This is a genomic window from Novosphingobium olei (assembly GCF_037076535.1).
Classification (GTDB): domain Bacteria; phylum Pseudomonadota; class Alphaproteobacteria; order Sphingomonadales; family Sphingomonadaceae; genus Novosphingobium; species Novosphingobium olei.
The window spans coordinates 2,922,378-2,934,958 of record NZ_AP029021.1; the positions used below are offsets into that span (position 1 = coordinate 2,922,378).

Consider the following 12,581-nt stretch of genomic DNA (forward strand, 5'->3'; position numbering starts at 1 on the left):
CCGCTCATCGGACCTTCAGCGTGGCGAGGCCGATCAGCGCCAGAACGATCGACACGATCCAGAAGCGGATCACGACGGTCGATTCCTTCCAGCCCAGTTGCTCGAAGTGGTGATGGATCGGCGCCATGCGGAACACGCGCTTGCCGGTCCGCTTGTAGACGAACACCTGGACGATGACCGAGACGGCCTCCATCACGAACAGACCGCCGACGATGGCGAGCACGATTTCATGGTGCGCCGAGACCGCGATCACGCCCAGCGTACCGCCCAGCGCGAGGCTGCCGGTATCGCCCATGAACACGGCGGCGGGTGGCGCATTGAACCACAGAAAGGCAAGCCCTGCCCCCATCACGGCGCCGCAGAAGATCGCAAGCTCGCCCGCACCCGGAACGTGCGGGATGCCGAGGTAATGCGCAAAGTCCGAACGGCCGGCGAGATAGGCGATGATCGCGAACGTGCCCGACGCGATGATCACCGGCATGATGGCGAGGCCGTCGAGCCCGTCGGTCAGGTTCACCGCGTTACCCGCGCCGACGATCACGAAGGCGGCAAAGACGTAATAGAGCGGGCCAAGCGGAATGTAGAGGTTGCTGAACACGGGGACGTAGAGGTTCGTCTCCGTCACCACCAGGGCCGCGGCGATGCCTGCCACCACGAACTCGCCCAGCAGGCGCACCTTGGCCGGAACCCCCTTGTGGGCGTACTTGGTCACCTTGTCGTAATCGTCGAGGAAACCGATCAGGCCGAAGCCCCAGGTCACCGCAAGGCACGCCCAGACATAGCGGCTGGTGACGTCCATCCACAGCAGCAGGCCCAGCGTCGCCGAGATGACGATCATCAGCCCGCCCATCGTCGGCGTGCCGCGCTTGGCAAGGTGGCTCTGCGGTCCGTCCTCACGGATCGGCTGGCCTTTGCCCTGGCGGATGCGCAGCATGTTGATGAAGCGCGGGCCGATCACCAGACCGATCAGGAGCGCCGTCAGCAACGCCGCCCCGGCGCGGAAGGTCTGGTAGCGGAAGAGGTTGCTGAACCCCTCGTAGTGAAGCAGGTGCGCCAGCAGGTAGAGCATTCAGTTTTCCCTGGCCGTCAGGGCACGCACCAGCGCACCCAGCCCGACCGAATTCGACCCTTTTACGAGGATGGCGTCACCACCCTGCGGTCCCTCTGCAGCAAGGCATTCCGCCGCTTCGGCCGCCGTCGGGACATGATCGACTTCGATCGCCCGGGCAAGCGCGCCACCATCGCTTTTCCCCAGTGCCTGCGCCAGCGCGGCCATTTCCGGACCCACCAGGATGACCCGGTCGATCTTCGCGGCGAGCAGCGGTTCGGCAAGGTCGCGGTGGTAGCGCTCTTCCTCGGCACCCAGTTCGCGCATCGCACCGAGCACGGCGACGCGGCGCGCTGCCGGCGTTGCGCCCAGTTGCTCGATCGTCACCCGCATCGAAGCGGGATTGGCGTTGTAGCTCTCGTCGATCAGCAGCGCTTCACCCGACCCATCGCCCGCGCGCGCGGCCACGGTATGGCGCGCCCCGCGGCCGGCAAGGCCCTCCATCTCGGCAAGCGCAAGGCCCGCCGCCCCCAGGTCGCCGCCGATTGCCTCCACCGCGGCCATCACCGCCAGCGAATTGGCGACCCAGTGCGCGCCGGGCTGGGCGATGGTGTAGCACAGCTTGCGGCCGGCCAGTTCCGCCGTCACCAGCGTGCCGCCGCCAGGTGCCGCCACCGCGTCCAACAGCCGCGCATCGGCGTGATCTGCGCTGCCGAAGGCGATGATCCTGGCGGCATGCTGCGCTGCCTTGGCGCGCAGGCGTTCATAGTGGCGATTGTCCGCCGGAATGATCGCAACGCCGTCCGCTTCGAGCCCCTCAAAGATCTCCGCCTTGGCATCGGCGATCGCTTCCTCACCGGAGAAGTGCCCGATGTGCGCGGGCGCGATCGTGGTGACGACGGCGACGTGCGGACGCACCAGCCGGGTCAGCGCGGCCAATTCGCCGGCATGGTTCATGCCCATCTCGAACACGCCGAAGCTCGTGCGCGATGGCATGCGCGCCAGGCTCAGCGGAACACCGACATGGTTGTTGTAGCTCTTCACCGAACGGTGCGCGCGGCCGCGGCTGCCGCGGTCGAGCGCAGCGAAAAGGGCTTCCTTGACCCCGGTCTTGCCCGCCGAGCCGGTAACGCCGATAATCCCCGCATCCACACGGTTTCGCGCGGCTTTTCCAAGATCCTCAAGCGCACTTGAGGTATCCGAGACAAGCACATGCGGGTGGTCGACCGCCCGGTCCACGATCGCGGCAGCAGCCCCTTTGTCGAAGGCGCAGGTCACGAAGCGGTGACCATCGGCACTTTCGCCCTTGAGCGCAAAGAACAGGTCGCCATCGCGAACTTCGCGGCTGTCGATTTCGCAGCCCGACACCTCGAACGGTCCCGATGCGACCCCGCCTGTTGCCGCAACGATCTCTTCGGACGTCCACAGCGCCGTGCCGCGCGCATCAGCCGGATCGGTCGGCCATGCCATCAATGCGGAGGGAGCGGTCATGCGGTGCACTCCCTTGCCACCTGCACGTCATCGAAGGGCAGTACCCGAACCGCGTCGCCGCGCCCGATGATCTGGCCCTGTTCGTGGCCCTTCCCGGCCACGAGCACGATGTCGTCACGGCCAGCCATGGCGATGGCGGCGCCGATGGCCTCGCGCCGGTCGCCGATCTCCTGCGCCTTTGCGTCGCAGCCCGTCATCACCGCGGCACGGATCGCTGCCGGATCTTCGCCGCGCGGATTGTCGTCGGTCACGATCACCACGTCCGATCCAGCGCAGGCGCTACGGCCCATCTCGGGGCGCTTGCCCCCGTCACGATCGCCACCAGCGCCGAACACCGTGATCAGCCGGCCGCCGACGTGCGGGCGAAGCGCCGCAATCGCTGCCTCGATGGCATCGGGCGTGTGGGCGTAGTCGACATAGACCGGCGCACCCGCCCGATTGATCGCGGCGCGTTCCAGCCGACCCCGCACTGGTTGCAGGCGCGACAGCGCATCGAACGTGGCAGACGCTTCGCCGCCGCTCGCCAGCACGAGCCCCGCCGAAACGAGCGCGTTGGCCGCCTGGTAGGCACCGATAAGTGGCAGCGTAACCTTGCGGCGCGTGCCCTCGTGCTCGATCTCCAGCACCTGTCCGAGCTGTGTCGGGGTACGGGAGAGCAGGCGGACCGCGGTCCCCTGCTCTCCCACCGTGAGCAGCCGCAACCCCCTACGTCCGGCATGCTCGACTGCCCGTTGCGACCAGGCATCGTCAGCCCAGATGACGGCAGCACCGTCACTGGCGACAACCTCGTCGAACAGGCGCATCTTTGCCGCAAAGTAGTCTTCCATCGTCGCATGGTAATCGAGATGGTCGCGGCTGAGATTGGTGAAGGCGCCCGCGACCACGCGCAGGCCCTCGTTGCGGAACTGGTCGAGCCCGTGGCTCGAAGCTTCGTAGGCGACATGAGTCACGCCTTCGCGGGCAAGGCCGGTCATGTTCGACAGGAAGGTGACGATATCCGGCGTGGTGAGGCCGGTCGAAACGCTCTCGTCGGCCGTGGTCACGCCGAGCGTGCCGATCGAGGCCGCCGGGTGCCCGGCCATGCGCCACAGCTGGCGGGTCATCTCCACGGTCGATGTCTTGCCGTTGGTCCCCGTCACCGCAACGATCGTCGCCGGCACGGGGGTAAAGAACCCAGCTGCCAGCCGCGCGAACGCGCGGCGCGGTTCGGAATCGGCGATATGCGCCGCGCCTTCGACTTTCGCTTCCGGGCGCGCCACGATCGCCACCGCGCCGGCCTGCACGGCGGCTGCAATGAAATCCTCGCCATTGAAGCGCGTGCCAGGGAACGCGCCGAACACCGTGCCGGGCGCCACCTTGCGATGATCAATGGCAAAGCCGGTGACATTGGCCTCGCCATCGCCGCCCGCGCCGAGCGCCAGGCCCGCCTGCGCAGTGAGCGTTGCCAGCCTCATTCACCCTCTCCATTGCCGATCAGCGGGCTGAGGTCGGAAATATCGACGTCGCGCGTCGCATCGGGCACGACGCCGAGCAGCGGCCCGATGCGCGGCACCACCCGGCCCACCACCGGCGCCGCGTTCCACGCTGCCGTGCGCTGGAACGAAGTCGCCTGCGTGCCTTGCGGCTCGTCAAGCATGGCGATGACCACATAGCGCGGCTTGTCCATGGGGAAGGCCGCCGCGAACGTCGCGATCAGCGAGGTCTTGCGGTAGCCGCCGCTGCCGGGCTTTTCCGCCGAGCCGGTCTTGCCGCCAACGCGGAAGCCGGGCGCATCGGCCTTCTTGCCGGTGCCGTCGACCACGATCATCCGCAGTAGCTGGCGCAGGCGGGCGCTGGTCGAAGCCTTGAACACGCGCTGGCCTTCGGGAACCTTGTCCGGCGCCACCTTGAACAGCGTCGCCGGGCGCCACACACCGCCATTGACCAGCGCGGCATAGGCCGAGGCGAGGTGCAGCGGGCTCACCGCCATGCCATGGCCATAGCTGACCGTCATGGTGGTGATCCGCGCCCAGTCGCCCTTGGGCCAGATCGGGAAACCACGGGCGGGCAATTCAATGCCCGGCCGCTCGTTCATGTGCAGCGCCATCATCGTGCTGCGCAGTGCCGGCCCGCCGAGCTTGTCGGCAACCTGCGCCGTCACGATGTTCGACGAGTGGATCAGCGCTTCGGGCACGTTGAGCGACGCCCCGAAATTGTGGCTGTCGTGAATGGTGAAGCGGCCGATGTGCAACTGTGCCGCAGGATAGCGCACGGACATGTCGCCGATCACCCCCGCATCGAGCGCCGAGGCGACCGTCACGGGCTTCATCACCGAACCGAGTTCGTAGACCTGATTGGTCACGCGGTTAAACACCAGCCCGTTGAAGGCCCGATCCGAACGATTGGGATTGAACGAAGGCAGCGAAGCGAGCGCGATGACCTCACCGGTATCGCTGTCGAGCACCACGCCTGCGGCACCCTTGGCGTTCGATTCGAGCATGCCGCGGCTGAGTTCGTCCTCCAGCGCACCCTGCGCCCGCGCGTCGATCGACAGCGCGAAGGGCTGGCCGCGCTGCGCCGGATCGAGCAGCCGCTGCTGCAGCACCTGCTCCATGCCCACATGGCCCTCGCCCGCCTCGTCGACGTAGCCGAGCACGTGCGCAGCAAGGGAGCCTTGCGGGTAGTAGCGCTGGTTCTCGCGCGGGAATTCCAGCGCCGGCTCGCCCAGCGCGAAGACCTTGTTCGCTTCTTCCGGCAGCACCCGCTTGCGCAGATAGCTCGGCTTGTCCGACTTCAGCCGCTCCACCAGGTCGGCATAGTCGGCGTCCGGAAAGATCGTCATCAGCGCCTTGGCGACCTCCTCCGGCGTCTTGACGAGTGCGGAACCGCCTTCGCCCAGTGCCTTGGGATTGAACCACAGCGAATAGGACGGGAACGCCCGCGCCAGCACCACGCCGTTGCGGTCGGTGATCTCGCCGCGCGGGGGAAGCAGCGCTTCGGCCATCGAACGGCGCTCGGGCGCATCCTCGAACAGGCCCAGCTGGCCGATCCGCACCAGCGCGGTCAGCGTGGCGAAGACGAACAGCAGCAGCACCCACAGCGCGCGCACCTTGGCCGTCACCAGCGAGCGCTGGCGGACGTTGGCCAGCTGGACGCGGCCAGAAGCGATCGCGGCCGAGGCGGTCAGCGCGTTCACTTGGTTGCCTTCACCTCCCTCTTGCCCGCCGCAGCAGGATTCTTCGCAACCGGCGACTTAGTCGCCGATGCAACCTTTGCGGAAGGCTTGGCCGAGCGCTTGTCCACCGGCTTGTCCTTTCTGGTGGCAACCTTGGCCGGCTTGTCCTTGCTGTCGGCCTTGGCCTGCTTGGCATCCTTCGCGGGCTTTGCCTTGCGGGCAGACTTGACGCTATCATCGCCATCCTTGGCAACGAGCTGGCGGATGCGCGGCTTGACGGGCGCGTCATCGCCGCGATCGACCTTGGCCAGCCGCTCGCCGAGCGATGCCGCGGCCTTGGCATGGTCGATCTTTGCCGCCTTGGGCTTGTCCTCGTCCGCCTCGGCGCCAAGCGGCTTGCCCGAGAGCGGCGAAACCATCGCCGGGAAGGCCGCCTGCGCCACCACCGCATCGTCGGCGCTGGCCACGCGGATCGGCTCGGGCGCATCGGGCTCGACCGGCTTCGACAGCGCGGCAAGCTGGCGCTCGTTCTCGAGGTACTGGCCGGCAGTCGGCGCGACGTAACCGAACTCGACGTCGTTCCAGGCCTTCAGCTGCTGCTGGTTGGCACGCGTCTCGAACTCGGTTTCGAGGTACATCTTCTCCTGGCGCAGCGCGACGATCTTCATTTCGGCGTGATGCACCTGGCTGCGCAGCGCGTTGACGCGGAAGGCGAGGACCATGACCAGCGCGGCGCAGATCGCGAGCAGCGCGATCCAGCCGATCGAACGCAGGCGATGGGCGGTGACGATCATGCCGCGATGCTCCCCTGGTGTTCCCGCGCCGGGGCGGACGTGCGGACCGCCCAGCGCAAGGTTGCCGACCGCGCGCGTGGATTGCGCGCCTCTTCCGCAGCGGTCGGACGGATCGCGGCGGAAGGCTTCTCGAAAACGGGCTTCAGGGTGGGCGCGGTCTGCGGCAGGTGGCGCGAGCCGCCCGGCGTTGCGCCCGCGCCTTCGCGCAGGAACTGCTTGACGATGCGATCTTCCAGGCTGTGGAACGTGACCACCGCCAGCCGGCCGCCCGGCGCCAGCACCTTTTCCGCCGCAGCAAGGCCCGCGGCCAACTCGTCGAGCTCGCCGTTGACGTGGATGCGCACCGCCTGGAAGCTGCGGATCGCCGGGTCCTTGGGCGCATTCTTGCCGCGCATGCCGGGGACGTAGCCCAGCGACTTGCGCACCACCGCCGCGAACTGCCCAGTCGTCTCGAGCGGCCGCGCCGCGACAATGGCGCGCGCCACGCGGCGCGACTGACGCTCTTCCCCGTAGCGGTAGAGGACGTCGGCAATTTCCCCCTCGTCGGCTTCGTTCAGGAAATCGGCCGCGCTTGGCCCCTCCTGCGACATCCGCATATCCAGCGGCCCATCGACGGAAAATGCAAACCCGCGCTCGCCCTGGTCGATCTGCATCGAAGAGACGCCGATATCGAGCACGACGCCCTGAACCTGCGCAATTCCGGCCTCTGCAAGCCCTTCGGCAAGCTCGGAAAAGCGCCGGTGGTGCAGCACCAGCCGCACAGGATTTCCACAGGTTTCTCCCCAGAGCCGCCCGGCTTCGATCGCATCGGGGTCGCGATCGAAGGCGTGGACGGTAACCCCGGCGGCGAGCAGGCGGCGGGTATACCCGCCCGCACCGAACGTACCGTCAACCACCACGTCGCCGGCGGCAGGCGCCAACGCCTGTTCGACTTCATCGAGCAGCACGGGAATGTGCGGGGCGTCGGCGGGAAGATCGGGATACTGCGTCACTTGCGCCGCCCCTTGCTCGATGCCTCGGCCATCAGCGCGCGGCAGGTCGCCTTGGCGGCATCCCAGCCCGCGCCCATCTCGAACAGCACTTCGGGCGCCCAGATGGTGAAGTGCGAACCGCCGCCATGGAAATAGAGCGCCTCGCCGATCGAGGCCTGCTCCCCCAGATGCTCGGGCAGGACGAAGCGGCCCGAATCATCGAAGCTCACGCGCATGAAGCCGAACAGCTGCGCGGCGCGCATGTCGGGGTCGAACTCTTCGCGCCGTTCCAGCGCGACGCGCTCTTCGTGGGCAATCTGCTCGGCAAAGCTTTCGGCGCGGGACAGGCCGAAACCGACGAGGCAGGGATGCTTGGCATGCTTGTCGAGACACAGCACGCGCTGGCCGGCGGAGGCATCGCGGACGGTGCTGCGGAAATCTGCGGGGAGGACGAAGCGGCTCTTTTCGCCGCGCGGCGAAAAGCCTTGCCCCCAGTAATTTGACGGCCCTCCAGCCACGTCAAAAGCCCCCGCGCCCGGGACAAAAAGCTCCTGCCTTCCGGCAAGCGCTAGGCGCTGCCGGCCATCCCCCGCGGATGCGACATGGAGTTCGTCCCGATGAACCCAAGTCTTAACTCGGGAAGCAGCGGGCCACAACGGGATTTTACGGGAATTTGCGGTCAGGCGTTCGTTTTGCTCGAGTTTTTCGCAAGCAATGATCCACTATCGGCCGACAATGAATAGTGGGGAAACCACGATCACCCGCACAAATCCGCGAGTTTTAGCAAAGCATCTGCATTTGGCCGATACGACCCCCCTGCCCTGCCCGCATTTTCCCGTAAAAATCCGGACCCCACCCGATCGCGCCCGCTGAGATGGCGAATCGGCAAGTCAGCCGCGGTCACGGCGTGCGCCGAGCCGCACACGGTGACGGTATTCGGGATGCTGGAGGAACAGGCGGCCGAACCGCCGGCCGATCAGGGCTTGGGCCGCGCGGCGGGTTGCTGTGCGGGCGCGGCGGCCCCGCCGCCGTTGACCGGAAGCTCGGGCGCGACGCCCATGTCCACCAGCGGATCATTGGCGGCGCTCGAACTTGCTGCCGCGTCGGGCATGGCGGCTGCGGAATCGCCCACTTGCGCGCGGTCCATGATCACGTTGGCCAGGCTGACCAGCAACAGCATGCCGGCAAGCCCGAACAGCCCGACCTGCAGCCGGTGTACCGCCTGCGCCCGCAGAGCGCGCGGGGACAGCGGCACGTGGTGGATGGGGGCAATCGGCGCTTCCGCCCGTGCGGCCGCACTTTGTGTCTTGCGCTTGGGAATGCCGGGGAACGCCATTCCCGCAATCCTAGCTTATTGCTTGAGCCAGGGAAAGACCGGCAGCCCCTTGGCCTCGAGCCAGGCGGGATTGTACAGCGACGACAGATAGCGGAAGCCGGTGTCGCACAGGATCGTCGCAACCCGGCTGCCCTTGCCCAGCTGCCTCGCCAACGCCACGGCCCCCGCCACGTTGATCCCGCTGGACAGACCAAGGCACAGCCCTTCCTCGGCGAGCAGGCGCTCGACCCAGTAGAGCCCTTCCTCGTCCGAGATGCGGAACTGCGTGTCGATCGGCGCGCCTTCGAGGTTGGCGGTGATCCGCCCCTGCCCGATGCCTTCGGCCACCGACGATCCTTCGGCCTTCAGCTCGCCATTCGCGTAATAGTTGTACAGCGCCGCGCCATGCGGGTCGGTCAGCGCAATCGTCACTTTCTCGTCGAACGATTTGAGGCCGAGGCTCGTGCCCGCGATCGTCCCGCCGGTGCCGGCAGCGCAGGTGAAGCCGTCGATGCGGTGGCCCATCTGCTCCCAGATCTCGGGCGCGGTGCTTTCGATGTGAGCGCGGCGGTTGGCGATGTTGTCGAACTGGTTGGCCCAGATCGCGCCATCGGTTTCCTCTGCGATGCGGCGCGAGGTGTGGACGAAGTGCCCGGGGTTGGAGAACGGCGCTGCAGGTACCAGCACCAGCTCCGCCCGCAGCGCGCGCAGCGTGTCCATCTTTTCGCGCGACTGCGTCTCGGGCATCACGATCACGGTCTTGTAGCCCAGCGCATTGGCAACCAGGGCAAGGCCGATGCCCGTGTTGCCGGCCGTGCCTTCGACGATCGTCCCGCCGGGCTTGAGCAGGCCCTTCTCCTCGGCATCGCGCACGATCCACAGCGCGGCGCGGTCCTTTACCGACGCACCGGGATTGGCAAATTCGCACTTGCCATAGATTTCGCAGCCGGTCTCCTCGGACGGGCCGGCAAGGCGGACGAGCGGCGTGTTGCCGATGAGCGAAAGCGAATTGGGGGTAAGCGCAGAAACGGTCATGGCGAACGAGTTAGGATGCGTCCGCGCAATCGGCAACGAAATTGCGCTTGGGTGAAGGCAAGTGCCTATTCCCGTGCCGCGCGCAGCGCCGCGCCGCCGGCAAAGGGCGCTATGGCGAGTGCGGCGAGGCTGCTCGCACCAAGGAGGGCAAGCCCGCCTTCTCCGCCCGGCTGCAGCGAACCTGCGCCAAAGATCAGCAACGGCACGGCCAGCGGGATCGCCAGCATGCCGCCGAGTGCCGACCCTGCGCGCAGCCCGGCCGTCAGCGCGGCGATTGTCACGCCGATGGCGGCAAGCCCCGGTGTCCCCAGCAGCAGGCCCTGCTCGATCGTGATCAGTTGCGCCCGGTCGAGCGACAGCAACCCGGCCGAAATCGGCGCGGCCAGCATCAGCGGCACGCCAAAGCTCAGCCAGTGGGCCACGATCCGCACCATCAGCACGGCTTCTTCGGCAAGCCCGCGCAGCGCCCACTGGTCGAAGAAGCCCGCCTCGACATCGGGTTCGACCAGCCGGTCGAGCGGCAGGATCGCGGCAAGCAGCGCCGCCACCCAGATCACGCCGGCGCCGGTGCGGGCCAGCAGCTTCGCATCCGGCCCCACCGCGAACGGGAACAGCATCGCGACCGCCAGGAAGAACAGCAGCGGCAGCACCGCCCCGCCGCGCCCCAGCGCACCCTTGAGCAGGAGTGCAAGGTCACGCGCAAAGATCGTCGCCAGTGCTTTCCCGGCGTTCCCGGTCCCGCCACTCATGGAAGGTGCTCCAGCAACGAGATGGTCCGCAACCGCTGCAGACCTAGCGGCTGGTGCGAGGCCACCACCGCGATGCCGCCCATCGCCCGATGCGCCTCGATGGCCGCCTGCGCCGCCGCGCCCCAGTGCGTGTCGAGTCCATTGAGCGGCTCGTCGAGCAGCCAGATCTGCGCCCCGCTTGCCGCCAGCCGCGCAAGCCCGGCGCGTTTGCGCTGCCCGGTCGAAAGATAGCCGACCGGCACGTCGCGCAGGTTTTCAAGCCCGAAGTCGGCGCGCGTCGCCTCGCCACCGTCGATCCGCTGCCAGAACGCCAGTGCCTCGCCCAGCGGCTTGTGCGCATCGAGCGCCAGCCGTTCGTCCGACAGCGCCAGCGCGCCTTCGCGCTCGACATGGCCCCAGGCCGGGCGGAGCAGTCCGGCGAGGATGCGGATCACGCTCGACTTGCCGATGCCGTTGGGGCCCGCCAGATGCAGCGCCTCGCCCGGCTTCAGATCGAACGACAGCGCGCGCACCAGCACCCGGTCGCCGCGCCGGCAGGCGATATCGTAGGCGGCAAGGCGGGCGGGTTGCATGAACGCGCGCGATAGGGGAAAGGACGAGGCCTGCCAAGGAGAGCGAAACAATGGCCATCGCGCGCCTGTCCCAGTCAGAGATCGAAACCGCACTTGCCGATCTGTCCGGCTGGGCCCTGCGCGAAGACTGCCTTGCCATCGTGAAAGCCTTCCGCTTCGCCGATTTCAGCGAAGCGTTCGCCTTCATGTCGCGCGTCGCGCTGGAGGCGGAAAAGACCGACCATCATCCCGAATGGTTCAACGTCTACAATCGCGTCGATGTCACGCTGACCACCCATGACGCGGGCGGGATCAGCGCGCGCGATCTTGCCATGGCTGCCGCGATGGAGCGGTTCGCACGCTGATGCGGCGGCTGCTTGCGGCGCTCGTCGCCTTCTGCCTGCTGCCATCGCCCGCATTCGCCAAGGCTTCGTGGCCCGAGGGCTTGTGGCGCGGCACCCTCGGAACGGCGCCGGTACAGGTCTGCCTCGAACGCAACGGCCTCGACGAACTGCAGGGATCCTATTTCTATCTCAGGCACCTGCGCCCGATCGCCCTGCGTCTCGACGGCAAGCTTCTGCAAGAGGACGGCGGCGCCATCTGGACGCTGCGCAAGGGGACTGGCGCCAACCTTGAAGGCACGTGGCAACGGGCGAAGCGCACCCTGCCGATAAGGCTGATGCCCGTCGCGTGGAAACCGGCGGAAACATGGGATGGCCCTTGCGGCAGCCGCGCCTTCATCGCGCCACGGCTCAAGCCGGTCACCATCTCCCACCGCGCGCCCCAGGGAAAAGCCAGCCTCGGCTACGACGAACTGCATTACGATGTCGGCGCGGCTTTCGATTCGGTGGACATCGCCTCTTTCGCGCTGAAGCCGCAACTGCCGGGTGATGCCGCGATCAATGCCGCGGTGGCGCTCGATCCGCTCAAGCCCGGTTCGATCGCCGACTTTGCCGAATGCATGGCCAGCAACCTTTCCAGCCTTGGCACCGATGGCGATTTCTCGCTGGCACTGACGCCACAGGCGGTGCGTGGCGACTTTCTGACCGTCGCGGTCGCGCAAGCGTACTTCTGCGGCGGCGCACACCCAGACGCCGTCACCACCTACCGCACGTTCGATCGGCGCACCGGCAAGGAATTCGCCCTAGCCGACTGGCTGGCATCCACCGCCCGCCAGCCGATCGATGGCGATACCAGCGCCGGCAGCCTCATCCAGCCGACCGAAGCGCTGCGCAAGGTCATTCTCGCGCACTTCCCGCGCCCTGCCGACGACACCGAAGGCTGCTTCGATCTTGTCGCAGGCTCAGAGTTCTGGACCGTGTCGCTGACCAGCGATGGCTTCGCCTTCGAACCGTCGCTGCCCCATGTGGCGGCGGCCTGCGGCGATGTCGCAGCGCTGCCATTCGCTGCGCTTGCGCCCTACCTCTCCTCCGCCGGGAAGGCAGGGGCCGCCAGGATCACGCGCCGCTGAGC

Annotated in this window: 13 protein-coding genes; 2 read left to right on the forward strand and 11 right to left on the reverse strand. The window is 67.5% G+C overall.

Annotated features, from left to right (window positions below; translation table 11 throughout):
- Nucleotides 1-4 precede the first annotated feature (4 nt).
- The 11 genes from mraY to ccmA all read right to left on the reverse strand — a co-directional run bounded on the left by mraY (nt 5) and on the right by ccmA (nt 11,129).
- Nucleotides 5-1,069, reverse strand: a complete 1,065-nt coding sequence (gene mraY / locus AACH40_RS13830) for a phospho-N-acetylmuramoyl-pentapeptide-transferase (RefSeq protein WP_169491742.1) — start codon at nt 1,067-1,069, stop codon at nt 5-7.
- Nucleotides 1,070-2,539 carry a UDP-N-acetylmuramoyl-tripeptide--D-alanyl-D-alanine ligase gene (locus AACH40_RS13835; protein ID WP_338642902.1) on the reverse strand — a complete coding sequence of 490 codons (1,470 nt, stop codon included), beginning with the start codon at nt 2,537-2,539 and terminating at the stop codon, nt 1,070-1,072. It abuts the gene before it with no gap.
- Entirely contained in the window at nt 2,536-3,993 is a 1,458-nt protein-coding gene (locus AACH40_RS13840; RefSeq protein ID WP_338642903.1) for a UDP-N-acetylmuramoyl-L-alanyl-D-glutamate--2,6-diaminopimelate ligase, read from the reverse strand. Before AACH40_RS13840 ends, AACH40_RS13835 begins: the two co-directional genes overlap by 4 nt.
- Nucleotides 3,990-5,714, reverse strand: a complete 1,725-nt coding sequence (locus AACH40_RS13845; protein ID WP_169491739.1) for a penicillin-binding transpeptidase domain-containing protein — start codon at nt 5,712-5,714, stop codon at nt 3,990-3,992. Before AACH40_RS13845 ends, AACH40_RS13840 begins: the two co-directional genes overlap by 4 nt.
- On the reverse strand, nt 5,711-6,487 hold the full coding sequence (locus tag AACH40_RS13850) for a hypothetical protein (RefSeq protein WP_338642904.1): 777 nt from the start codon (nt 6,485-6,487) through the stop codon (nt 5,711-5,713). Before AACH40_RS13850 ends, AACH40_RS13845 begins: the two co-directional genes overlap by 4 nt.
- The gene (gene rsmH / locus AACH40_RS13855) at nt 6,484-7,479 is read right to left on the reverse strand and encodes a 16S rRNA (cytosine(1402)-N(4))-methyltransferase RsmH (protein ID WP_169491738.1); all 996 of its coding nucleotides are present in this window, start codon (nt 7,477-7,479) and stop codon (nt 6,484-6,486) included. The genes AACH40_RS13850 and rsmH overlap by 4 nt, the downstream gene beginning before the upstream one ends.
- The gene (locus AACH40_RS13860) at nt 7,476-7,976 is read right to left on the reverse strand and encodes a division/cell wall cluster transcriptional repressor MraZ (protein ID WP_169491737.1); all 501 of its coding nucleotides are present in this window, start codon (nt 7,974-7,976) and stop codon (nt 7,476-7,478) included. Before AACH40_RS13860 ends, rsmH begins: the two co-directional genes overlap by 4 nt.
- Before the next feature lie 458 nt (nt 7,977-8,434).
- On the reverse strand, nt 8,435-8,794 hold the full coding sequence (locus AACH40_RS13865) for a hypothetical protein (protein WP_169491348.1): 360 nt from the start codon (nt 8,792-8,794) through the stop codon (nt 8,435-8,437).
- 15 nt (nt 8,795-8,809) lie between these two features.
- A complete protein-coding gene (locus AACH40_RS13870) occupies nt 8,810-9,808 on the reverse strand; it encodes a cysteine synthase A (RefSeq protein ID WP_338642905.1) in 999 nt (332 codons plus the stop codon).
- Between the two features lie 65 nt (nt 9,809-9,873).
- On the reverse strand, nt 9,874-10,557 hold the full coding sequence (ccmB, locus tag AACH40_RS13875) for a heme exporter protein CcmB (RefSeq protein WP_338642906.1): 684 nt from the start codon (nt 10,555-10,557) through the stop codon (nt 9,874-9,876).
- Nucleotides 10,554-11,129 carry a heme ABC exporter ATP-binding protein CcmA gene (gene ccmA / locus AACH40_RS13880; RefSeq protein WP_338642907.1) on the reverse strand — a complete coding sequence of 192 codons (576 nt, stop codon included), beginning with the start codon at nt 11,127-11,129 and terminating at the stop codon, nt 10,554-10,556. The genes ccmB and ccmA overlap by 4 nt, the downstream gene beginning before the upstream one ends.
- Before the next feature lie 50 nt (nt 11,130-11,179).
- On the opposite strand from ccmA, the gene AACH40_RS13885 reads away from it, so the two are divergent.
- Together AACH40_RS13885 and AACH40_RS13890 are read left to right on the forward strand one after the other, a co-directional pair.
- Nucleotides 11,180-11,473 (forward strand): 4a-hydroxytetrahydrobiopterin dehydratase, encoded by a 294-nt coding sequence (locus tag AACH40_RS13885; protein WP_338642908.1) that lies wholly within the window; start codon nt 11,180-11,182, stop codon nt 11,471-11,473.
- Nucleotides 11,473-12,579, forward strand: coding sequence for a hypothetical protein (locus AACH40_RS13890; protein WP_338642909.1), 1,107 nt, complete (start codon nt 11,473-11,475; stop codon nt 12,577-12,579). The genes AACH40_RS13885 and AACH40_RS13890 overlap by 1 nt, the downstream gene beginning before the upstream one ends.
- Nucleotides 12,580-12,581 lie beyond the last annotated feature (2 nt).